The following is a 21,796-nucleotide window of genomic DNA, read 5'->3' on the forward strand; positions in this document are numbered from 1 at the left end:
TTGCTTGATGGTAATAATTTACACAACAATAGTTGCACACGCAACTATTGTTGTGTAAATTAAATGCATCTCTTCGATTACGGTTGAATTATCAAGTCGTAATTCACTAAGAAACCAATCAGTAATTAACGAAGAAATCACTCAGTCAATTAATCACTAGGAATGACACTATGAAAAAATTCACTATCGCTTTAATCATCGCACTACCAACGATTGCTCTGCCTATGATCTCTGCCGCCGCAGCGGATGTTGTAAATAATCGTCAACAGGCTTTTAGCTCTATTGAAGAGGTCAGTAAACAAGTCGATTCAGAATTGAATAACAGTGACGTGGATTGGCTGAAGGTGGGCGAGTTAAGTGAAATGTTGGTGGAACATGGTGATGTCTTGAACGCGAGTTTTGCTGAAGCTGACAAAGGGGGTAAGGCCAAGAAGGAGATTTGGAGTAAGCCTGAGAAATTCAATCAACTGATGTTACAGATGAATCAAGGTTTTGCAGAGCTGTATCAGGCGAGTGTTGAACAAGACTTGTCGAGTGCAGAGCAAGGGTTAAATTCTGCGAATAAGACGTGCAAAGGGTGTCACCGTACTTATCGTTCTCGTTGGTAACGATTTTAACAACGAGCTTTGAATACAGGTGGTAAAGTCGAACCCTTACCACCATAGTCCTATCGCACAGCCTTCTTTTCTTTGTGCTATCAATTCGAATGCACTAGGGGCGGGAAAGGACGTGAATGAATTACTCGTTGATGGTGACTTTAGTAATCACAATATCTTCGCAAGGCACATCTTCGTGTCCCCAACGAATGGTTGTTGGTGCGACAGCGATTTTGTTTACCACATCCATACCCGCTGAAACCTTGCCAAATACCGCGTAACCCCAGCCAGCATTGGTTGTTGAGGTGTGATCTAGGAAATCGTTGTCATCAAGGTTGATGAAGAACTGCGCCGTTGCAGAATGTGGTGCATCAGTACGAGCCATTGCCACAGAACCAATCACATTCTTCAAGCCACGGTTTGCTTCGTTGACGATCGGTGCACGAGTGGGTTTTTCTGTCATGTCGATAGTGTGACCACCACCTTGAATCATGAAACCTTCAATAACACGGTGAAATGTCGTGCCTTCGTAGAAACCGTCTTGGCAGTATTTAAGGAAGTTTTTCGACGTTACTGGCGCTTTTTCAAGGTTCAGTTCAATCTCGATATCGCCAAAGTTGGTGGTGAAAGTAATCATAGGGCTACCTAAAGTTGAAGTTTTACTGAGTCGTAATGACGAAAGTGGGTTGCAGTATAGGGAAAATAACAGCAGATACTAGTGATGGTTTTATTGTGGTTGAATTCTCGTCAACCACCAAAATCACGCCTGATATTGTTTAAGGAACATCTCGACACTTGAAGTAATGATCACTTGTTTGTGCCCAGCATCCGGTGACGGCACATGACCAATGATTTGCGGCCAAAACGCAAAAGACTTAAGCAGGCCAATGAACTGCGTGGAGGCGAATTGTGGGTCAAGATCGATTAGACGACCGTCTGCCAATGCGGCTTTAATCCAGGTTGTAAGTCCACTTTCTGCTTGGGAATATTTTTCCATCGCTTGATGCGCCAGTTCTGCGTTATGGAAATACTCTGAGAACAACACGCGTGACAGGTCGATGAAGCCTTCAGACTCAAGTAACTCAAGTTCTTGATTGGCTATCGATGAAAGCTGTTCTTCAAGTGGCAGTTCTGCTTGATAAGGGAAATGCGTAGCGGCCAGAGTTTTGCTCCAAATACTGTCTAGAATCTCATCTAAAAGGAGTTCTTTACTGGCAAAGTGATTGTATACGGTGCGCTTTGATACTTCTGCGCGACTCGATATTTTATCCATGCTGGTCGCCTTGTAGCCGCGCTCAGTAAACTCTGCGATAGCAGCGGCAACGATCGATTCACGTTTTCTTTGGCTCAGTGTTTTTTTTACAGTCATCGGGATACTACTCAATATGTCGCGGTTAGCATTGCATACGATAATTTTACACCAGTAAGTTTACTTTTAGAACACCAATCCGTGTATTGGTAATTCGGTCGATAGCAACTGAATCGCTTTGCAATGCACTGTGGGTATCATAGAATCGAAAGTGTATTCGAATTTTATTGATATCAACGGAAGAGAATAAACAATCAATGAGTAGTATTTTAGAGTGTATTCGTACAGTTGGACGAGGAGAAAGAGGGCGTAAGCCTTTATCGTTCGAACAAGCCTACCGCATCATGGATGAGTATTTAAGCGGAGAGGTCGGTGACGACCAAATGGCTATGCTACTGATGCTGATTCGTGTGCAGAATGAAACTAATGAAGAGATCGCTGGCTTTGTAAAAGCGTTTCAATCTCGAGTGCCAGATTTAGGCGCTGATATTGATTGGCCGTGTTATGCAGGTAAGCGTAACGATAACGCCAGTGGCAAGCCTTGGAACTTGTTGGCAGCAAAAATACTCGCTGACAATGGCTATAAAGTCTTAATGCATGGCTATATGGATAAGCCGAGCGGTAGGACGCACGTTGAAAGCCATTTGCAAGATGTCGGTGTGCAAAGTGCTGAGAGCCCTGAACATGCTAAGTCGATTCTTGAACAAGACGGCATTGCTTATTTACCGCTAGCTAACTTTGCGCCCGAAGCACAAACCATGATTGGTTGGAAACACCGTTACGGTTTGAGAACACCAATTAACACGGTAGTTCGTGCGTTGAATCCTGGTGGTGGTCGTTTAGGTTTGCGTGGCAGTTTCCATCCTGGCTTCCCACAACTTCATGCGGAAGTTGAGCATGTTATTGGTAATAAATCCCGCTCGGTGATTTCATTCAAAGGGATGAACGGTGAGTCGGAATATAATCCTAAAGTTAGCCAAACGGTGTGGATGAGCTCCCCTGACAAAGTCGAATCGTTCTACTGGGAAGAGATGATGAACCTAGAGTTGCCACTTCCTAGTCAATGTGTACTTGGCACATCGGCTGAAGAGATGGCGTTAATGGCGAATACCGTTGTCGACAGCATGACAGCCATTCTCTTTGCGGAAACGCACGATAAAACTGAGGCATACCAGAAAGCGGTGCGTCTGTGGCATGAGTATTGTGCGCGTTAAATGGTGGTTTGTAACCAATGATAGAAGGTCAGCGAGCGCTGGCCTTTTTTATGCTTAATTTCTAGTAATGGCTTTTCGTGAATGTCCAAACAATGGAGTTACTTCACTCGCATCAAGCGATGCATTTTGTCTTCGAACTGAATCTCAATCACCTGTGAGATTTTCATCTTATCAACACGATCAAGCATTCTCGTTTGGTAATCACGTTTTTTCATCCACTCTAGCGGTTCTTTAAAGCCATCTTCATTAATCACAAACGACTGATCGGTAATAGAGTCTTCAAAGATATGAACCACCCAAATGCGTGATTGGAAATCCAATAATTCACTAAAGTAGCTTTTTAACTTAGATAAGGAATTAGTTAGATACGTTTTAGGTGAGGTTTGAGAAGACATAGTAAACCGTATTGGGACAATGAAAATCGGCAAGGGCGCCGTCTGATCATTATAGCCTTTGCCCGTTAGGCTTGTCAGGTCGAATTCGGCAGCCATTCACGGCGATTACCCTTGCTAATGCTTTGCTATTGCTACTGTGGCTGCCAGTTCGTGATTAACCAAATCAGTGTCGGATTCACTATTTTACGAATAGGCCGAAGTCGATCTCTTGTTCTCTTTGATACTTCACTAGCTTCACTTTTAGGTCGTGTTTTGCTGCTAAATCAATGGCTAAGCATGACATGCGTTTTATCTCATCAACGCAGCTTGATATAAGCGGTTTTTCTTGATTGTCGATAGTGGCGATGAGTGTGTTTTCTGTGCCGTCGTTACCTGCATAAACATACGCGTACATGTTGTTGTCGTGTTGCATAAACTTCCTAAATCGGGATTTCTAATTATTAGTGCGGTGAAGATTACAGGGTTTATTTACGCAGGCTAGTTTGGCTAAGTAAGGTTAAGCAAGGGAAAGTAAGGCTTTGTAAGAGCTCTTTTTTCTTTTTTCTGGCGTTCGAAAACGTGCTCAACCCTTTGTTTGTCTCACTTTTTTGTCTTGTTAGGTTTTGCCTATCAATAAAATTGTTGAAATCCATTTAGTAAAATCAAGATTTTAGACAACAATTAACTTAACAAGATAGAAAAATATATGACGCAAAGTATTTAGGGAGAACGCAATGCATTCTATTAAAGTGAAAGATTACATGACGCAGCAGGTTGTGACATTTACTCCTGATATGCCGTTAAGTCTAGCGTTAGATAAAGTGATGCGCAGCCACCACATGGGTGGGCCCGTAATCGATGATAACGAACAAGTGATTGGCTTCCTTTCAGAGCAGGATTTACTCGAGAAACTTGTGAAGGTCAGTTACTTCTGCCAAGACACACACCTTGTGGGTGACTGTATGTACCAAGAAGTACTGTCGGTGTCCCCTGACTTATCCATTATTGAATTGGCGGACATGATGCAGGTTGGAAAACCTAAAGCATACCCTGTGATCGATAATCGAAAACTGGTGGGTATTATCACCAGAACTGATGTTTTGAGAGCAATTGGCAAGAACTTGGAAGAATGCTTCAAACATCAGGTATAGTAGCGTGTTAAGAACGATTATTTTTCTCAATACCCTCAATTGAAAAAAGGCGCACTAGCGCCTTTTTTCTGTATAGCGCTTTTTTTGGTCGATCCTTTCTTTGTGGGTCCCTAGCCTGTTGATCTGTTGATTGGGCTTTAGCTCTTGGGTATTCCAACTTTTGGAGGTTTCATGTCAAATCAAACGGCAAAGTTTATTGAAGGTTCAACGATGCGCCACATATTGGTGATGTCGGGGGCTGGCTCTGTCGGTTTGATGGCGTTATTTGTGGTCGACTTACTCGACATGCTGTTTATCAGTATGCTCGGACAGGTCGAATTGGCTGCTGCGGTAGGCTTTGCAGGTACGCTGACTTTTTTCTCTACCTCCGTTTCGATTGGTACTTCCATTGCCATGGGCGCATTAGTGTCCAAAGCCATCGGCTCAAAGAATCAAGAGCACGCTCGAAACCTAAGCACCAGTATCATGATGACTGCGTTTGTTATCAGTTCAACCATAACTGCAATCATGTTCGCTTATATTCCAGAGCTGCTAGCCGCGATAGGCGCTAAAGGGATTGCGGCCGAGCGCGCTCAAGCTTACCTACAGATTTTGCTACCAAGTGGTCCATTTTTGGCGTTAGCGATGGCAGCGGGTGCGGGCTTAAGAGCAGCAGGTGATGCCAAACGTTCGATGTGGGCAACTTTGTCGGGCGGCATTGTTAACGCGATTCTCGATCCTCTGTTTATTTTTGGTTTTGGTTGGAACATCGAAGGGGCGGCTATCGCTTCGGTTGTCGCTCGTTTCTCGGTGCTATTCTTTTCGCTTTATCCTCTTATTCGCAGCCATCAGCTGGTGGCTCCGCCTTCTTTTGTGCAATGGCGTCTTAATATTCGACCAATATTGGCGATTGCGTTGCCTGCGATTATCACTAATACCGCAACGCCTATCGGTAATGCGATTGTGACAACGGGTATCGCACAATATGGTGAGGACTTTGTCGCGGGCTTTGCCGTGATAGGTCGTCTGACGCCAGTTTGTTTTGCGGTTATCTTTGCCTTGTCTGGCGCTGTGGGGCCAATCATTGGTCAGAACTTTGGTGCTGAACGCATGGACAGAGTAAAAGAAACACTCAACAACTCATTATTGGTTACTACGGCATACACCATTGCCGTTTGTATCTTGTTGTACTTCGTTCAAGGTTATGTCATTCAAGGCTTTAGTCTACAAGGTGATGCAGCAATTATTGTGGCAGCTTTCTGTACCTATGTGGCTTTAACCTTCACCTTTAACGGTGCGCTATTTGTTGCCAACACCTCTTTTAATAACTTAGGCAAACCGCTTTACTCGACAGCATTGAATTTGGGCAAAGCGACGTTAGGTACTCTGCCGTTCGTCTATCTAGGTTCGCAGTGGTATGGCGCTTTGGGTGTTCTCTATGGTCAAGCCTTGGGTAATGTTTTGTTCGGGATTTTAGGTATCTTGGTACTTCGACATCATATCGCTGAGCTGATGCAAGGTTCTCAAGTTGATCCAGTGGAAGATGATGTGTCGATTGTCAGTTTGAACACTCAGCCGTTTTGTTCACACGATGCGGTGCTTATCGATGATGTATCGGCAAACCGTGAAGAGTGTGCGGAGCTTAAATCTCAGTAAGCCATCGGCGCTGGCATAATATTTTTGTTTTCTTGAAAACTTCTTCTTGACCTTGGAGTAGCCTCCAAGGTTTATACTTTTGATGAACTTAAGGTTTGGTTGCTGTGATTAGCCAGCAACAACCTCAAGGCTTTTGAGTATTAAGGAGATACATTATGTGCGCAAAACATGCAGCGTGCCGCTCAACAAAAGTGGACGTTCAACCTCAAGCGGCAGGAGCAAGTTGCTCTAGCCCTAAAATTTCCAGCATCACGGCAGCGGGTACTTCATCATGCTGTAGTTCTACGACGGCTTCTGCATCAGCAGATGATTGTTGTGGTTCAGACAGTGGAGAAGAAGACCGGCTGCCCTTAACTGAGTCTCTTAACGCCCAATTTTCCAAAAGTTGGCTGGTTGCCGGAATGGACTGCCCAGCTTGTGCAAGAAAAATAGAAAACGCGATCAGTAATATTGACGGTGTTATTCAAGCGAAGGTTCTCTTTGCTACCGAAAAACTGGTTGTTAAATTCGATAATGAAAGTCTTGCCGACACCATTGAACAGGTCTCTATCAAAACGGGTTTCCCTCTTTCGGAAGTCGGTTCTAAGAAAGAAAAACAACAACCTGAGACTTTTTGGCAAGCGTACATCCAACCTAATTTTCAGATTATCGCGATTGCAGCGGCAATGCTGTTCGCTGCGCTTCTGAAAAGTACATATCCTCAATTAAGTGAAGGCTTATTCACCGCAACCTGTCTACTCGGATTATATCCGGTGGCTAAGAAAGCGGTTCAGTTGGCACGTTCAGGTACACCTTTCGCAATAGAAACTCTAATGAGTGTTGCCGCGCTGGGTGCCTTGTACCTGGGCGAAACCGCGGAAGCGGCGATGGTTTTAATGTTGTTCTTGATTGGTGAGCGCTTAGAAGCGTTTGCTTCATCAAGAGCAAGAAGTGGCGTTCAAGCGCTAATGGCATTGGTACCAGAAAACGCAACCAAGATCATCAACGGCGAGCGTGTCGAAGTTGCAGTCAGTGAACTGGTTCCCGGTGATGTGATTGAAGTGGCGGCGGGCTCTCGTTTACCTGCTGATGGCCAACTGATTACCGACGCTGCAAGCTTCGATGAAAGTGCATTAACGGGGGAATCTGTTCCTGTTGAACATATCGAAGGCAATAGCATCATGGCTGGCGCTGTGGTGGTAGATAAAGTGGTGCGTATTACCATCACTTCAAAACAGGGTGAGAACGCGATCGATCGTATTCTTCACCTGATTGAAGAAGCAGAATCTCGTAAAGCACCGCTCGAGCGATTCCTCGATAAGTTCAGTCGCTGGTATACACCGTTAATGATGTTGGTGGCTCTGTTAGTCATCATCACACCACCATTGTTGTTCGCACAGCCATGGGAAACATGGGTCTATCGTGGTTTAGCGCTATTGTTGATTGCTTGTCCGTGTGCGTTGGTTATCTCAACTCCAGCCGCGATTACGTCTGGTTTAGCAGCCGCCGCGAAACGTGGTGCGCTAATTAAAGGCGGCGCAGCGCTAGAGCAGCTTGGAAAAATTCAAACCATTGCCTTCGATAAGACGGGCACACTGACTGAAGGTAAACCTCAGGTTACGGACATTCAGCCTCTATCGGGTTGGCAACAAGATGCGATGCTTCGTGTGGTTGGAGCAATTGAAGTGGGTTCTACTCACCCATTGGCGCAGTCGCTAGTTGCTAAAGTGAAAGAACTGAATGTCGAAATTCCAGAGTCACACAACAAGAAAGCGTTGATTGGTAGTGGTGTTGAAGGTGATGTTGATGGTGTTAAGTATCAGGTTCTGTCACCGTCTAAAGTCACGTTCGAACTTGGTGCCGATGTGGTTTCTCAGGTAGAAGCATTAGAAGGCGAGGGCAAGACGGTTGTGGTTGTTCTTGAGGTTAAAGATCAAGAAGAGTTAACAGAGCAAGCTACGGCTGTGATTGGTCTGATTGCTTGGCAAGATACGTTACGCAGTGACGCTAAGCTTGCGATTGAACGACTTAATGAATTAGGTATTCAATCTATCATGCTGACCGGCGATAACCCGCGCAGTGCAGCCGCGATCAGTAGCAAGATTGGTATGCAGTACAAGGCAAGCCTATTGCCAAGCGACAAGGTATCTTACGTTGAGGAGTTATCTCAACAGTCGCACGTGGCGATGGTCGGTGATGGCATTAATGATGCACCAGCAATGAAAACGGCGAATGTCGGCATCGCAATGGGTGGTGGTACGGATGTCGCTTTGGAAACGGCGGATTCAGCACTGACTCATAACCGTTTAACTGAGCTGCCAGCGATGATTGAACTGTCGCAAGCGACCATGAACAACATCCGTCAAAACGTAGCCCTTGCGCTTGGTTTGAAGGGCGTATTCTTGGTGACAAGCTTGCTAGGTATTACCGGTCTGTGGGTTGCAGTTTTAGCGGATAGTGGTGCAACTGCATTGGTGACATTGAACGCATTGCGTCTGCTTCGATTTAAATCTAAAGCGGATTAAATCGAGTTCACCGACATAGAGCATTCTTAATATAAAAAGCGCCTTTAGCGGTAATACGTTAAAGGCGCTTTTTGTCTCATTAGTATGCAACACAGGCGTGCGGATTGCTTATTTTTGTGATGCCAATCGGTTTTTTGTGAAACTTGAATTCTTGTTGCGATCATTCATGTGACGAGTGTCACTTCATTTTGTAGTGAGCTTGGTTAGAGTGTGTTCGTACCCCACGAATTTACTATGAGCTTAAATAAGGGTAAAAAGCCCAATAAGCCAAAAGGAGCGAACTATGTCTCAAGCTGTTTTCCACTTAGGTGTTACTGAAGCAGATCTTAACGGTGCTACTCTTGCGATCATCCCTGGTGATCCTGCTCGTGTGCAAAAAATTGCAGAAGAGATGGAGAACCCAGTATTCCTTGCTAGTCACCGTGAATACACGCTTTACCGCGCAGAGCTAGACGGCAAACCAGTTGTTGTATGTTCAACAGGTATTGGTGGTCCATCGACTTCTATCGCAGTTGAAGAGCTTGCTCAACTTGGTGTTCGCACTTTCCTACGTGTTGGTACGACTGGTGCAATCCAACCTCACGTAAACGTGGGTGACATGATTGTTTCTACAGGTTCTGTTCGTCTAGACGGTGCTAGCCTGCACTTTGCTCCAATGGAGTTCCCAGCGGTTGCTGACTTCGAAGTAGCGACAGCAATGAAAGCAGCAGTTGAAGAGTCTGGCGCAGCAGTTCACATGGGCGTAACGGCTTCAAGTGATACGTTCTACCCAGGTCAAGAGCGTTACGACACGTTCTCTGGTCGCGTTGTTAAGCGTTTCCAAGGTTCTATGCAAGAATGGCAAGACATGGGCGTTCTGAACTTCGAGATGGAATCTGCAACACTACTAACAATGTGTGCAAGTTCTGGTCTGAAAGCAGGTTGTGTTGCTGGTGTAATCATCAACCGTACTCAAAAAGAGACGCCTGATCACGACACACTAAAAGTAACGGAAGCACGTTCAATCAAAGTGGTTGTAGAAGCTGCTCGTAAAATGCTTTAAGTCCTAAAGTGCTTTTAGTCTTCAAGTGACATTAAATTTTGAAAATGGCCGCATCGAATGATACGGCCATTTTTTTGTGCCATCTCAAAGTAATCAATAGAGAAAACAGACAACAAAAAAGGCGAGTGACTTAATCGTCATTCGCCTTTTTAACAATCTGCTTAAGAGCATTGAGCTCTCGTGAGTTTATTGGTTTTTAGTACTCTAGATCTTCACTGCCACCCGCAGCCGTAAACCATGCCGTTAGGTGTGTTTTAAGATCTTTCAATTCGTCAGGGCCAATCAATGCAAGGCCAAGATCTTCTGCTCGTGTGATGTCGTTATGACGAAGAGGGCGGAAGCTCACCAACATAGCACGTGCTTGTAGGCCACCTAGCAGGTCTCTAAGCGATTCCAGTTTATACAAGGTGTCATCACCATCATCACGCATGCCTTTGGTCTTACATTCGATGATGTGCAGCTTATTGTTCACCACTGAGGCAACATCAAGCTCGTTACGAACCTCACGTTCACCCAGTTGACGGTATACCTGAACATTCAAAGAACGATCTTGAATGGTCGGCATGTCGTCTTGGATTTGTTTAACTGTGCTGTGAACCAATGTTTCAAGCCATTCACCGTTTGAGAAGCGGCGCGCGTCTTCATTAGCAAAGGTTAAAATACCGTTGTCGTAAGTCGCAATCTTAGCTTCAACCAAATCGCTCAGCAGCATGTTGAGCTCGCGATAGCCTTGTTGCTTCTCAGATAGCCCTACATCAAGTTTTTGTTCTTTACGGCAGGTCGTTGCTAGGTAGTTCAATGTCGCCAGGCCAGGGCCTAATTCGAGTGCGTTACTTGCCCAACGTTCACCCAGTTCATAAAGTTTCTGATCCAGTTGCGGAGACAGCTGAACATCGCTGAATTCACCGCGAGCACCGAACACAGTCAGGTAGTCGTCGATAGTGATGCGGTCTTGAACTTGTGCATCTTCTTTACCATTTGGGTACAACCAGCACAGCTTGTCACTGTTTGGTTCAACCACGAAGATTGGCCAGTGGTAAGTACGGAATACTTCGTACACAGAAAGTAGGCGGTGACGAAGGCCACAACTTGCGTTGAGCTTCACTTCTTGACCGCGTGCTTTGAGGTCTTCAGCAAGGGTTTGGATCGATTCTTTAATGACGGATGTATTTACGATGGTTGGAATTTCGAAAAACTCACTCGTAATGTCGCGCTTGTGCAAAACGCTGTCTAAACGTTTGTACATACTGACTTGATTTTTGTCGCCGATAAACACGATGTGAGTGCTGACCGTTCGGTTATCAAGTAATGGGGTGAGCAAGCGAATGGGGTCTTGATCGATAATGCCAACATGAACAGCCATATAAATTCCTTAATAGCGGCTCGCTCATAAAGGTGAAAGAAAAAAACGGGAAGCAGCAAGCCTTAATAATCATATAATGACAAAGCTCATAAAAAACAAGGGCAACCCTTGATAAAAGTTGCCCTAGCTCAATTAGTTACCACTATTGGGTAAGAAGTCTCAACAATCTCACTAAATATCTATCGATTCTTCATTTATCTATAGTTTGAATTGATGTACTAAATCACCTTGCTGATTTGCCAGAATCGTTAGGTTTTGGCTGGCTTCTGCAATTGATGACATCGCTTGGTAACTCTTATCTGCGATGTGGTTGATGTCTTCGATATTACGCGCGATATCGCCAGACGTTTCACTCTGCTCTGCGGCTGCTTGAGAGATATGTGTGCTCATGTGGCTGATCTCTAGAATCAATGCTTGGATCTCTTCCATCGCACTGTTTGCACTTGAAGCTTGTTGAACCGACATATCCATGTCGCTCATACAACTTTCAATCACGTTACTTGCTGTTTTCGAGCTTGATTGCAGGTTGCTGATCATGGTTTCGATTTCTGACGTTGATTGAGTGGTCTTTTGCGCTAGCACTCGTACTTCATCGGCAACAACTGCAAAACCACGACCTTGTTCGCCAGCACGCGCTGCTTCGATTGCCGCATTAAGTGCAAGTAGGTTGGTCTGTTCAGCAATGCCACGAATAACGTCAAGGATTGAACCAATCTGACTACTCATTTGTTGTAGCTCGCCCACAGCACCCACAGACTCAGTAAGGCGAACCTCAAGCTGATTGATAGTGCTAATGTTGGTGTTCATGATCTGACGACCAGACTCAGAAGCCGATTCTACTTGTTGAACCATGGTGAGTGAGCTTTGCGCGCTGTTTGCCACTTCTTGTACAGAATGAGACATCTCTGTCATTGCGGTCGCGACAGTTGCCGTTTGTTCACGTTGACTGTTCAGCTGAGCTTGCGTTTCAGAAGAAGTCTTTTGGTTTACGCTTGCTGTCTTGGTTAAGTCATCTGAAGCATCATTCAGCTTCACAAGGATATTGTGCAAGTTGTCCGCCAAGGTGTTGATGTGGCGACTCACACGGCTGAATTCGTTGTCGTAGCGAATATCGATACGTTGAGTCATATCGCCTTGAGTCAGGCCTTCTAATGTCCCGAGAATGCGAGTTAATGGCTCTCTTACGCTATGTGCTACGTGGTAACCAATCGCTGCAGCGAATACGGTCACAATGATGCCAATTGCGATCGCATTGAATAGGCCTTTGTCGTAGATGCTGCTTGCGTCAGCTAACGACGAGTTCAGTTGCTCTTCAGCGGTCACGTTGAATGAATCTAGCACTGCCATTGCTTGGTCTACTTCTACGGCGAGGTTTGCAATGTTGATATACAGAGCTTCTTTCGCTTTCAAGTAGTTGTTGTGTTTGTCCAAGACACCGCCTTTCTGACCAACATCTTTGGTGAACTTTTGAACTGATTCATCAAAGACATTTTTAAGTGCTGGTAGTTGTGTTGATAGGCCACGATAAGCGTAGTTAAGGTGAGTAACGGCCTTTTTATTTTGGTTAACGGCTTTTTGAACGAAGGCTACATCAGAGCTAGCAAGTGCATCAGAGGTAATAACTTCTGCGTCTTGCAGTTTGATGAAGTAGCTCTTTGCCATCACTTTTACAGAGATGCTTTTTTGATCGGCAACGTACTCTTTCATGCCAACGGTTAATTCTGAATGTAAGCGTTGGAAGTCACGAGAGGCTTTTTGCACTTGTTCTTGTGCTTCGAACATCGCAACGTAGTTACTCATCGCTTCGTCAGCTTCGGCGAAGTAGCGTTCTTCCATTGCTCTTAATCGCGCGATACGTTCAACAAGTGAAGCATTGTTTTGGCTTGCCGCTTCTAAACTACCGAGAACTTCTGAAAACGAGTTTTGTGATGCAGCAAATTCTGTACGCATTGCAGACATGCGTTCAGCGTTTTGTGTGGTTAAGAAATCTTTGAATGACTTATCAGCAGAAAGCAATTGAACACTCGTTTGATTTGAAAGCGCGACAAGTGGTAATGAGGTTTCTGAGACACTCTCAAAATTGCTGTGTATCTGATTCATGCTGTTCATCATGATGGTTATCGTGACTGCGAACATGATGATGATCAGTGCGAAACCAGCGTACATACGCTTGATCACAGATCCCTTCATGGCTTTCTCCCTAAATAAAAATGCAGACCTAATGTCAGGTCAAAGTAAAACTAACAAAATTATCAGCATTCTATTGAGCTCGGCTTACGCATTTTATGACGCACACGTCAAAAATAGCGCTCAGTTATAACCAATATGCGATTCTTGAGAGCTAAGGCTCGTTTTCTTTGATTTGAACGGTGTTTTTTATTATGCTTTAAAGCAGATTTATTGTGGTTTGATGCGGCATAGCGCATACTCAAAGCATTAAAAAATAAATGTTTTATCGGAGAGAAACATGGCTGAAGAAACCATTTTTACTAAGATCATCAACAAAGAAATCCCAGCAGATCTACTATACCAAGACGATTTAGTAACCGCATTTCGCGATATTAACCCTCGCGCGCCAAGCCATATCCTAATCATCCCAAACAAGCTGATTCCGACAACCAACGATGTTGAAGTCGAAGATGAAGCGATGATGGGGCGCATGTTTACTGTTGCTCGCAAGTTAGCAAAAGAAGAAGGCATCGCAGAAGATGGCTATCGTCTTATCGTGAACTGTAACTCTCACGGTGGCCAAGAGGTTTATCATATTCACATGCACTTGGTTGGTGGCCGTCCACTTGGCCCCCTATTAATGAGCTAATAAAAAGTTAATGAGCTAATGAAAAGCTAACGAGTTAATGAAAGCTAATGCGCTAGTTTAAACGCTCTCATTAGTGGGTTAACACAAGTAGTTAGTTGGAAAATTTGTAGTTTGTATGCCAACTTTAAGTTCTATCTGTTGTCTGAATGTCGGCATCGCTTAGGCAGAGGCTATCTCAGTAGGGTTTCACTGGCTTGAGATCCTTTTTACAACACGTTTCGTTTTGATAATGAGACTAATAAAGTTGGCATTTTAAACATGCACGGAGACGATAAGTGAAGCAACAGTTTAGATTCGCTTCCATTGCCCTGTTATCGGCGTTGACCGTAGGTTGTGCGAGTATGTCTGCAGGAAGCCTGTTCAGTCATTACAGCGCACAAAACAAAGCGATCTACCAAGCCGTTAAATCTGGAGATTATTCAGAGGCTCAACAAGAGCTACCAGATTACGCGGCAGGCGACATCCTTGATAACTTTGAAAGAGGCAGAATTAATCTGCTGGATCAAAAATACCCTGAGAGTAAGGCTTCGTTTGAAGTGGCTGATCAGGCGGTGACTGAGCAGCAACGCAAAGCCGTGATCTCAATCTCAGACAGTGCAACCAGTGTGGGTGCGTTGGCTGTGAATGACAATATTACTGAGTATGTGCCAGCCGATTATGAGTTGGGCTTTCTTCATCTGTATCTCGGTTTAAATTACCTCAAGAAAAACGATTTAGAAGGTGCGGTGATCGAAATGCGTCGCGCCAACCAAGTTCAAGAACAAGCGAAGAAGCAACGCGAAGCTGAGTTAGACAAAGCTGCCAGCGATGCGAAGAAGCAAGGCTTGTCTGCCAATGTGGGTAGCATACTTGCCAATTACCCTGATGCGGGTAAAAAGCTGCAGTCGATACAGAATGCGTATCTGATGTTCTTGTCTGGTCTGCTTTATGAAGCTTCAAATGATTTGAACAGCGCCTACGTTGACTATCGTCGTGCTTTGGCTGTGATGCCAGATAACCAAGAAATCATCGATAGAACCATGGCAACAGCCGCTCGTTTAGGGATGCGACAAGATTTAGCGACATTAGAAAAACGCTATAAGCAATCTTCTAAACTTAGTGCAGGTGAAGGGCGAGTGATTGTTCTTCAAGAGCAGAGCGCTGTACAAGCTATGGACAGTTGGCGACTAGATTTACCTGTTTATGACAGTCGCGATCAGGGGGCAATATACTCTCTTGCGCTGCCATATTACCCAAGTCAAAACGTAGAGCGTTTTTCTGCCTTGCGAATCAACGGTCAGCCGTTACAAGAACACTTGATCACTGACGTAAACGCGATGGCGCAGAACGATTTATCGGAACGTATGACGAGCATTGTTATTCGCCAAGCGCTGCGTGTCGTCGCGAAAGATCGCATTCGTAAAGAAGCAACCAAAGGCGATGATGTCGGTAATATTCTGTTCAACGTGTGGAACACACTGACAGAGCAACCAGACACTCGCAGTTGGCAATCATTACCTGCAGAGATTAACAGCAGCACGTTTGTAGCAAACAGCGGTCAATATACGTTAGAAGCGGGCGCTAAAACGTACGACTTTGATATTCGAGAAGGGCAGACCACCTTGGTGTGGATTTCTCGACAAGGAAACAACGCAACAATGTGGCATAAACAGCTAGGGAGGCTGTAATGAAAAAGTGGTTAATGAGCTTAGCAGCGGTTATGGCTCTGGCTGGTTGTGCTGATAATACAGCTGGTGTAAGGGTCGATAGTCTGACTCAGAACGTTTTCTTTGGTGACAAGGTATTGGGCAGCCGTTTACAGGTTGAAGATATTCGCACCGATCTGGTTGATGGTCATACGCGAGGAATCGTTCGTTTAAACAGTAACTATAAAGGCGATCAACATATCCTTTATCGTTTTTACTGGTACGACGATGCCGGGCTTGAGGTCAACCTTAAACAAGGTCCTTGGAAGCAAGCGATTGTTCGTGGTTTTGAAAGTATTTCGTTGTCGGAAGTGTCGGTAAACCCGAAAGCGACTCAGTTCAGAGTCCAGTTCCGAGAACAGTAAGTTAGATTAAACGGGTCTAATGATTCGTAAATACAAGAATTTAAGAGTGTGGGTAACCCCGCTCAGTGATAAGTTGAGGAAACAAAATGAAAAAGAGTGTCATTGCGCTACTAGGTTTAGCGGTTATTTTAGGCGGTTGTTCAAACAAGGTAAGCTACGGTGATGCACAAGCAGTAGAAACCACGACAATCGATTTCGGTTCAACTGACCTTCAAACGATTGCGGGTGAAATGGTCGATAGCATGATGGCGTCTGGTTCTGTGTCTTACATTACTCGTGAACAGCGTCCAATCGTGTTTGTAGAGCGAATCAAGAACAAAACAAGTGAGCACATCGATACTGAGTCAATCACTGACACCATCAGTACGAAGATGTTGAACTCTGGTAAGTTCCGTTTCGTTGATATGGACCGTGTAGAGTCTGTTCGTGACCAATTGAACTTCCAAAACAACGATGAGCTTGTAAACCAAAGTTCAGCAATTCAATTCGGTAAAATGGTTGGTGCTCAGTACATGCTGTACGGCAACCTATCAAGCATCGTTAAGAAAGACGGTAGCGACGAAGACGTTTACTACAAAATGACGATGCGTCTAATGGACCTTGAGTCTGGCTTGATTGAATGGGCTGACGAGACTGAAATCCGTAAGCAACAATCTAAGAGCCTACTAGGCCTTTAATTTTGCTTACTTGCCAACTAAACGCAGCCAGTTTTGACAGCGTCTAGTATTGGCAGCGCTTAATTTTGACAGCGTATAGCTTGGTCACACGCCAATGCAGTGCATGATGTGCTGTTTATGAAGAGACACTGGCTTTTGGTCAGTGTCTTTTTTGTAGGGAATGAAGACGTTTATAGGGAGTAAATATGGCAATTTTTTCTTGGTCTGAAGCTAAGCTTCTTGATACCAGTTTGAGTTCGCTTGATGGTTACTTTTCTGAGCCACCTGTTAGAGCTCAAACGCTGACCGGCGGGTTGACCAATCGATGTTGGAAGTTGGTGTTAGCCGATGGCACAGCGTATGTTTGGCGGCCAACCACTCCTATCACCAAAGCGTTCTTCATCTCTCGTCATGAAGAGTACCAAGTGCTGTCTACGATTGAACGTCTAGGTATTGGACCAAGTCCAATAGTGGTCAATGAGCAAGGCTTATTGGTTGAATGGATTGCGGGTGAGACGCTTTACGAAGGCTTAGAGCTTGATGATTTGTTGAAGACGCTGATCTCAGTGCATCTGGTTAATACTGCGCGATTACCACTGCAACCATTCAGTTTCACGGCGCGAGTCGACCATTACTGGCTGCAGCTTGATGCGATTCATAAGACCGAAGCCTGCACTAAGATTTATCAAGAGTGGCGCGTGGCTCCGAGTATTACCAATGTTGACCTGTCTTTGTGCCATTTTGACTTAGGTGGTTATAACCTAGTGAGAAACAGTGACGGCATTAAGATTATTGATTGGGAATACGCTGCGCTCGCAGACCCTAGGCTCGATTTAACATTAACCATTGCGGTTGCTGGCGTGCCAGTCACTGAAGCGGTTGAGAAGTACTGCCAGCTGCGAGGTATCGATGATGTTCAGCCTTGGCTCGATGGTGTAGAAGCATGGTTACCAAGAAGCCAGATGATGGCGATGCTATGGTATTTACTTGCTCATCAGCTTTGGGGCGATGAAAGTTATCTGCGTGAAGCAGAGGCTCTGAGTCACACTTTATGTAGCTAGGATCACGTTTAGGAAGTGAAAAATATAATTTCTCAGCTGTTACCTTTAAAACCTTGTTTTTCGTGTTAGATTGATCAAAACGTACCAATATTCAACGGGGGAGGTACAATGATTATCTATCTACATGGCTTCGACTCAACAAGTCCGGGCAATCACGAAAAAATACTGCAGTTGCAATTCATTGATGATGACGTTCGTTTCATCAACTACAGTACTTTGCATCCAAAACACGATATGCAGCATCTGCTAAAAGAAGTGCATAAAGTGATAGAGCAATCCGATGATCCGCATCCCATTATTTGTGGTGTAGGTTTAGGTGGTTTTTGGTCTGAGCGTATTGGTTTCTTATGTGGGATTAAGCAAGTGGTGTTCAACCCTAATCTGCACCCTGAGAACAACATGGTAGGTCGAATTGACCGTCCAGAAGAGTACGAAGACATCGCAACTAAATGTGTTGCTCAGTACCGCATGAAAAACAAAGGACGCTGTTTGGTAGTGTTGTCTCGTGAAGATGAAATCCACGACAATACCAAAACCGCTGCCGCGCTAGAAGATTACTACGACGTAATCTGGGATGAGAAAGAGAGTCATAAATTCAAAAAGATCTCTCAACATCTTCAAGCAATGAAAGCGTTCAAAAACGCTTAATCAATCTGGATGCTTTATAAAAGCAGTGCTCAATGAGTGCTGCTTTTTTACATCTGAACTTTTGCGTTCGTGTTTCATAAAGCGGTTATCGCTGTTTTATCTGTGAGTTTGCGCATTTATAGATCAGTTTGCGCAAACGTTAACTAATTAGTCGCGAATCCTCATTGAGGGTAAGGATTTTTTTGTTGCGGTCATCTTTTTGCTATATATAATGTTCCAAAGCAAAATATTTTGACAAATATCAAAAAAAATTGAGAGCGAGTGAAAAAACTTGCCCATAATTTGTGTTCTGCCTCTCAGGTAGTCACCTTTTTTATCCATGTGAGCAAAGCAACAAACCAACATTTGTTGTTTGTAATCCCTCTAACTACTCGGTGAGCTGTCGTTATTCTTTTTCGCGGTAATCCAATTTGTAACAGCCTTCGCATTCAAGGCCGAGTAGATACATAGAATTTATCGGTTGGAGTAATCGAGCCGAACCCCATTTATTCATTTTGTAGAGGATTGTCATTGTGACAAAAATTATCGTAGTAGGCGGCGGTGCTGGTGGTTTAGAGCTAGCAACTAAGCTAGGCCGCACTTTTGGTCGTAAGAAACGTGCCCAGATCACTCTGGTAGACCGTAAAGCAAGCCACCTATGGAAACCATTACTTCATGAAGTAGCAACTGGCTCTCTGGATGAAGGTGTTGATGCATTAAGCTACCGTGCACACGCAAAAAACCATTACTTCGATTTCCAAATGGGCAGCCTGAACGACATCGATCGTGAGCGTAAAGTGATTGCACTAAGCGAGCTTACAGACGAACACGGTGAACTGCTGATGCCAAGCCGTGAACTTGAATACGATATTCTTGTGATGGCGCTAGGCTCAACGTCAAACGACTTCAACACTCCAGGCGTTCGTGACAACTGTATTTTCCTTGATAGTCCAGAGCAAGCACACCGTTTCCGTACAGAAATGAACAACCAGTTCTTAAAGCTTCACGCTAAGAACGGTCAAGGCACGGTAGACATCGCGATTGTTGGTGCGGGTGCAACAGGTGTAGAGCTTTCTGCAGAGCTACACAACGCAGTTAAAGAGCTTCGTACTTACGGCTTCGGCGACCTAGATTCAAGCAAGCTGAACGTAAACCTAGTTGAAGCGGGTGAGCGTATTCTTCCAGCTCTACCTCCTCGTATTTCAAGCGCAGCACACTCTGAGCTAACCAAGCTTGGTGTGAACGTTCGTACGAATACGATGGTGACTCAGGCGGATTCTGACGGCCTAACAACCAAAGATGGCGACAAGATCCCAGCTCAAATCATGGTATGGGCTGCAGGTATCAAAGCACCAGATTTCATGAAAGATATCGGTGGTCTTGAGACCAACCGTATCAACCAGTTGGTTGTGAAGAACACGCTGCAAACAACTTTGGATGACAACATCTTTGCTATCGGTGACTTGGCGCAATGTACACAAGCAGATGGTTCATTCGTTCCGCCACGTGCACAAGCGGCTCACCAAATGGCAAGCTGTGCATTTAGCAACATCATTGCTAAGTTGAACGGTCGTGACCTGAAAGATTACATCTACAAAGATAAAGGCTCGCTAGTTTCACTAAGCCGTTTCTCTACGGTAGGTAGCTTGATGGGTAACCTGACGAAAGGCTCGATGATGGTTGAAGGTCGTATTGCTCGTGTGGTGTACATCTCTTTGTACCGCATGCACCAGATGGCGCTTCACGGCTTAATCAAAACATCACTGATGATGCTGGTTGGTCGTATTAACCGTGTACTTCGTCCAAACCTAAAGCTTCACTAATCAGGTAAGCCTTCTAAGGGCATTACGCTGATAATAAAAAAGAGCTCTTTGGAGCTCTTTTTTGATCGTGTCGCTTACGTGCTATCGCAGGTGTTGAACTCATTTCTGCTGTTAAGCCGTTGGAGGCAGCACAGAATAAACCACGCCATCTTTGGGCTTACCGTTAAACAGAAATCGATTCTTGGCAATGGTTTCTCGCTCAGCGCCACACTTCTCTATCAACTTTTGGCTGGGTAGGTTCTCGGTATCGCAGACAATCTCCAAACGCGTTAACTTGAGTTGCGCGAAACAAAATTCAAATAGGGCGAGCATCGCTTCTTTGGCGATCCCTCTCCTTTGAAAGTCATCACCCACCCAATAACCTAAACTCGCCATATTAAAGGTGTGGTAAAGCTCATTAATCGCAACCATACCGACTAACTTATCGCTTTTTCGTTCAAAGATGCCAAAGCCAAACGCATCGGCTTTCACCCAGTTTAAGCGAGTCGCCAGAATAAACTTCTCGGCTTCGACGATAGAAAACTCGCTATGACACCAGTCGACCCATGGCAACAAGCTAGGGGAGGACTTAACCAGTTGAGAAAATTCTTGAGCATCTGAGGCCTCAATGATTTTAAGGCTAAGATTTTGTGTGTTGATCTGAAATTCAGGGCTCATAAGACGTACCAAGTAACGTGTAAGTACTGAACAAAGAGAGTCAGTACAGAATAAAGATAGATAGCACTTAATAAAACGCCCTCACTAGGAGGGCGGATTGAATTATTTATATAATTATAGCCGAATCGGCAAGTAACTTACTGCGCTACACGTCTAACTTGAATTACCATTCCAAGAAGTGGGTGGTCAAGGTAGTGAGTTTCTGTGCTGCGCATACGACGTTTCTGGTCCATGCGGTAGCTCTTAAGGAACTCTTGGACTTCAACCATCGGAGAAATCTCAGTTAGGTTGCCCACTTGGACGTTGCTTTCTGCGCCACTTACTGGTGAATCTAGCTCGATTTGTTGCTCTTGTAGAGTTACTTCACGAACGCTTGGCGCTTTTAAATCTAATGTCGTTTCAGCGTATAGGTAGTGCTGAACGTAGATTTGCAGCTTGCCGTCTAATTCGTAGAGTGGCTTATCAATGGTCTCTTCTTGGAACCCATCAGCGCTGCCTGTAGTGATTGCGCCTTTTTCAGAGCCATCAGCATTAAACTGTTTAGAGAAATCTTTACCTGCTTGAATATGGAAAACAGGTGCAGAGCTCTTACCTTGGTCGCCTTGACGCCAAGCGGTATGCATCAGAACTTCAAAGCCAGCGTGTTTACGTAGCTTGTCTTTCTGAGGCGTTAACTTGTATTCCGAGTAAGGTAGCATTTGAACGCCTTTCTTTGCTCGGTATTGGGTATCTTGAAATGAACCAACGCGTTCAAGTGAAATCTTAGGCTGTGTATTTGGCCAAGATTCGTTCACCTTCTCTGCATCAACAGCACGCTTAAAAATGATCACTTCTATATCAAATTGTCTCTGCGCCAAACTTGGCAGTGAGACGAACAATAGTAGCAGTGGGATCAGTCTTTTCATTTTTACTCCGT

General features: G+C 44.7%; 21 protein-coding genes. 13 read left to right on the forward strand and 8 right to left on the reverse strand.

The annotated features are described in order from the left end of the window. Positions 1 to 170 precede the first annotated feature (170 nt). Positions 171 to 608 carry a c-type cytochrome gene (locus tag OCV19_RS05335; RefSeq protein WP_065675668.1) on the forward strand — a complete coding sequence of 146 codons (438 nt, stop codon included), beginning with the start codon at positions 171 to 173 and terminating at the stop codon, positions 606 to 608. Between the two features lie 130 nt (positions 609 to 738). On the opposite strand, the gene OCV19_RS05340 is transcribed toward OCV19_RS05335, so the two are convergent. Together OCV19_RS05340 and OCV19_RS05345 are read right to left on the reverse strand one after the other, a co-directional pair. Continuing rightward, positions 739 to 1,233 carry a peptidylprolyl isomerase gene (locus tag OCV19_RS05340; RefSeq protein WP_048609354.1) on the reverse strand — a complete coding sequence of 165 codons (495 nt, stop codon included), beginning with the start codon at positions 1,231 to 1,233 and terminating at the stop codon, positions 739 to 741. A 123-nt stretch (positions 1,234 to 1,356) separates the two neighbouring features. Beyond that, the gene (locus OCV19_RS05345; RefSeq protein ID WP_065675669.1) at positions 1,357 to 1,965 is read right to left on the reverse strand and encodes a TetR/AcrR family transcriptional regulator; all 609 of its coding nucleotides are present in this window, start codon (positions 1,963 to 1,965) and stop codon (positions 1,357 to 1,359) included. 167 nt (positions 1,966 to 2,132) lie between these two features. Between OCV19_RS05345 and OCV19_RS05350 the strand changes: the two genes are divergently transcribed. Then, on the forward strand, positions 2,133 to 3,119 hold the full coding sequence (locus OCV19_RS05350; RefSeq protein ID WP_083994273.1) for a glycosyl transferase family protein: 987 nt from the start codon (positions 2,133 to 2,135) through the stop codon (positions 3,117 to 3,119). Between the two features lie 98 nt (positions 3,120 to 3,217). Here OCV19_RS05350 and OCV19_RS05355 read toward each other — a convergent pair whose 3' ends face one another. After that, entirely contained in the window at positions 3,218 to 3,514 is a 297-nt protein-coding gene (locus OCV19_RS05355; RefSeq protein ID WP_065675704.1) for a hypothetical protein, read from the reverse strand. Between the two features lie 178 nt (positions 3,515 to 3,692). Further along, positions 3,693 to 3,926: a hypothetical protein gene (locus OCV19_RS05360; protein ID WP_048609358.1), complete on the reverse strand. Its 234-nt coding sequence runs from the start codon at positions 3,924 to 3,926 to the stop codon at positions 3,693 to 3,695. 301 nt (positions 3,927 to 4,227) lie between these two features. Between OCV19_RS05360 and OCV19_RS05365 the strand changes: the two genes are divergently transcribed. The 4 genes from OCV19_RS05365 (at position 4,228) to udp (ending at position 9,825) form a co-directional block, all read left to right on the forward strand. Beyond that, a complete protein-coding gene (locus OCV19_RS05365; RefSeq protein ID WP_017060213.1) occupies positions 4,228 to 4,644 on the forward strand; it encodes a CBS domain-containing protein in 417 nt (138 codons plus the stop codon). A gap of 171 nt (positions 4,645 to 4,815) precedes the next feature. Further along, positions 4,816 to 6,279 (forward strand): MATE family efflux transporter, encoded by a 1,464-nt coding sequence (locus OCV19_RS05370; protein WP_065675671.1) that lies wholly within the window; start codon positions 4,816 to 4,818, stop codon positions 6,277 to 6,279. A gap of 155 nt (positions 6,280 to 6,434) precedes the next feature. Next, positions 6,435 to 8,783, forward strand: a complete 2,349-nt coding sequence (locus OCV19_RS05375; protein ID WP_065675672.1) for a zinc/cadmium/mercury/lead-transporting ATPase — start codon at positions 6,435 to 6,437, stop codon at positions 8,781 to 8,783. A 283-nt stretch (positions 8,784 to 9,066) separates the two neighbouring features. Then, on the forward strand, positions 9,067 to 9,825 hold the full coding sequence (gene udp, locus OCV19_RS05380; RefSeq protein ID WP_017632176.1) for a uridine phosphorylase: 759 nt from the start codon (positions 9,067 to 9,069) through the stop codon (positions 9,823 to 9,825). A 196-nt stretch (positions 9,826 to 10,021) separates the two neighbouring features. Here the strand turns inward: udp and OCV19_RS05385 are convergent, their stop codons facing one another. Both OCV19_RS05385 and OCV19_RS05390 read right to left on the reverse strand, forming a co-directional pair. Further along, positions 10,022 to 11,188: a DUF1887 family protein gene (locus tag OCV19_RS05385; RefSeq protein WP_017065293.1), complete on the reverse strand. Its 1,167-nt coding sequence runs from the start codon at positions 11,186 to 11,188 to the stop codon at positions 10,022 to 10,024. 198 nt (positions 11,189 to 11,386) lie between these two features. Continuing rightward, positions 11,387 to 13,378 carry a methyl-accepting chemotaxis protein gene (locus tag OCV19_RS05390; RefSeq protein ID WP_065675673.1) on the reverse strand — a complete coding sequence of 664 codons (1,992 nt, stop codon included), beginning with the start codon at positions 13,376 to 13,378 and terminating at the stop codon, positions 11,387 to 11,389. A gap of 277 nt (positions 13,379 to 13,655) precedes the next feature. Here OCV19_RS05390 and hinT point away from each other — a divergent pair, with 277 nt between their 5' ends. The 7 genes from hinT (at position 13,656) to OCV19_RS05425 (ending at position 20,223) form a co-directional block, all read left to right on the forward strand. Continuing rightward, the gene (gene hinT, locus OCV19_RS05395; protein WP_017065295.1) at positions 13,656 to 14,006 is read left to right on the forward strand and encodes a purine nucleoside phosphoramidase; all 351 of its coding nucleotides are present in this window, start codon (positions 13,656 to 13,658) and stop codon (positions 14,004 to 14,006) included. 275 nt (positions 14,007 to 14,281) lie between these two features. Continuing rightward, positions 14,282 to 15,673, forward strand: coding sequence for a COG3014 family protein (locus OCV19_RS05400; protein ID WP_065675674.1), 1,392 nt, complete (start codon positions 14,282 to 14,284; stop codon positions 15,671 to 15,673). Continuing rightward, the gene (locus OCV19_RS05405) at positions 15,673 to 16,056 is read left to right on the forward strand and encodes a YcfL family protein (RefSeq protein ID WP_065675675.1); all 384 of its coding nucleotides are present in this window, start codon (positions 15,673 to 15,675) and stop codon (positions 16,054 to 16,056) included. Before OCV19_RS05400 ends, OCV19_RS05405 begins: the two co-directional genes overlap by 1 nt. An 86-nt stretch (positions 16,057 to 16,142) precedes the next feature. Next, the gene (lpoB, locus tag OCV19_RS05410; RefSeq protein ID WP_017107631.1) at positions 16,143 to 16,733 is read left to right on the forward strand and encodes a penicillin-binding protein activator LpoB; all 591 of its coding nucleotides are present in this window, start codon (positions 16,143 to 16,145) and stop codon (positions 16,731 to 16,733) included. Between the two features lie 185 nt (positions 16,734 to 16,918). Further along, positions 16,919 to 17,773, forward strand: a complete 855-nt coding sequence (locus OCV19_RS05415; RefSeq protein WP_065675676.1) for a phosphotransferase — start codon at positions 16,919 to 16,921, stop codon at positions 17,771 to 17,773. Positions 17,774 to 17,881: 108 nt separating this feature from the next. Continuing rightward, positions 17,882 to 18,421 (forward strand): alpha/beta hydrolase YcfP, encoded by a 540-nt coding sequence (gene ycfP / locus OCV19_RS05420; RefSeq protein WP_009847155.1) that lies wholly within the window; start codon positions 17,882 to 17,884, stop codon positions 18,419 to 18,421. 512 nt (positions 18,422 to 18,933) lie between these two features. Further along, the gene (locus tag OCV19_RS05425) at positions 18,934 to 20,223 is read left to right on the forward strand and encodes an NAD(P)/FAD-dependent oxidoreductase (RefSeq protein ID WP_065675677.1); all 1,290 of its coding nucleotides are present in this window, start codon (positions 18,934 to 18,936) and stop codon (positions 20,221 to 20,223) included. Between the two features lie 111 nt (positions 20,224 to 20,334). Here OCV19_RS05425 and OCV19_RS05430 read toward each other — a convergent pair whose 3' ends face one another. Both OCV19_RS05430 and OCV19_RS05435 read right to left on the reverse strand, forming a co-directional pair. After that, the gene (locus tag OCV19_RS05430; RefSeq protein WP_065675678.1) at positions 20,335 to 20,880 is read right to left on the reverse strand and encodes a GNAT family N-acetyltransferase; all 546 of its coding nucleotides are present in this window, start codon (positions 20,878 to 20,880) and stop codon (positions 20,335 to 20,337) included. Positions 20,881 to 21,017: 137 nt separating this feature from the next. Continuing rightward, positions 21,018 to 21,785, reverse strand: coding sequence for a peptidoglycan binding protein CsiV (locus OCV19_RS05435; protein ID WP_065675679.1), 768 nt, complete (start codon positions 21,783 to 21,785; stop codon positions 21,018 to 21,020). Positions 21,786 to 21,796 lie beyond the last annotated feature (11 nt).

It is taken from the genome of Vibrio celticus (assembly GCF_024347335.1).
Taxonomy (GTDB): domain Bacteria; phylum Pseudomonadota; class Gammaproteobacteria; order Enterobacterales; family Vibrionaceae; genus Vibrio; species Vibrio celticus.

Coding starts and splice junctions, on each gene's coding strand:
- OCV19_RS05385 (WP_017065293.1), bottom strand. CDS start 11,188: ATGGCTGTTCATGTTGGCATTATCGATCAAGACCCCATTCGCTTGCTC.
- hinT (WP_017065295.1), top strand. CDS start 13,656: ATGGCTGAAGAAACCATTTTTACTAAGATCATCAACAAAGAAATCCCA.
- OCV19_RS05405 (WP_065675675.1), top strand. CDS start 15,673: ATGAAAAAGTGGTTAATGAGCTTAGCAGCGGTTATGGCTCTGGCTGGT.
- OCV19_RS05415 (WP_065675676.1), top strand. CDS start 16,919: ATGGCAATTTTTTCTTGGTCTGAAGCTAAGCTTCTTGATACCAGTTTG.
- udp (WP_017632176.1), top strand. CDS start 9,067: ATGTCTCAAGCTGTTTTCCACTTAGGTGTTACTGAAGCAGATCTTAAC.
- OCV19_RS05340 (WP_048609354.1), bottom strand. CDS start 1,233: ATGATTACTTTCACCACCAACTTTGGCGATATCGAGATTGAACTGAAC.
- OCV19_RS05390 (WP_065675673.1), bottom strand. CDS start 13,378: ATGAAGGGATCTGTGATCAAGCGTATGTACGCTGGTTTCGCACTGATC.
- ycfP (WP_009847155.1), top strand. CDS start 17,882: ATGATTATCTATCTACATGGCTTCGACTCAACAAGTCCGGGCAATCAC.
- OCV19_RS05430 (WP_065675678.1), bottom strand. CDS start 20,880: ATGAGCCCTGAATTTCAGATCAACACACAAAATCTTAGCCTTAAAATC.
- lpoB (WP_017107631.1), top strand. CDS start 16,143: ATGAAAAAGAGTGTCATTGCGCTACTAGGTTTAGCGGTTATTTTAGGC.
- OCV19_RS05370 (WP_065675671.1), top strand. CDS start 4,816: ATGTCAAATCAAACGGCAAAGTTTATTGAAGGTTCAACGATGCGCCAC.
- OCV19_RS05335 (WP_065675668.1), top strand. CDS start 171: ATGAAAAAATTCACTATCGCTTTAATCATCGCACTACCAACGATTGCT.
- OCV19_RS05355 (WP_065675704.1), bottom strand. CDS start 3,514: ATGTCTTCTCAAACCTCACCTAAAACGTATCTAACTAATTCCTTATCT.
- OCV19_RS05360 (WP_048609358.1), bottom strand. CDS start 3,926: ATGCAACACGACAACAACATGTACGCGTATGTTTATGCAGGTAACGAC.
- OCV19_RS05345 (WP_065675669.1), bottom strand. CDS start 1,965: ATGACTGTAAAAAAAACACTGAGCCAAAGAAAACGTGAATCGATCGTT.
- OCV19_RS05375 (WP_065675672.1), top strand. CDS start 6,435: ATGTGCGCAAAACATGCAGCGTGCCGCTCAACAAAAGTGGACGTTCAA.
- OCV19_RS05365 (WP_017060213.1), top strand. CDS start 4,228: ATGCATTCTATTAAAGTGAAAGATTACATGACGCAGCAGGTTGTGACA.
- OCV19_RS05435 (WP_065675679.1), bottom strand. CDS start 21,785: ATGAAAAGACTGATCCCACTGCTACTATTGTTCGTCTCACTGCCAAGT.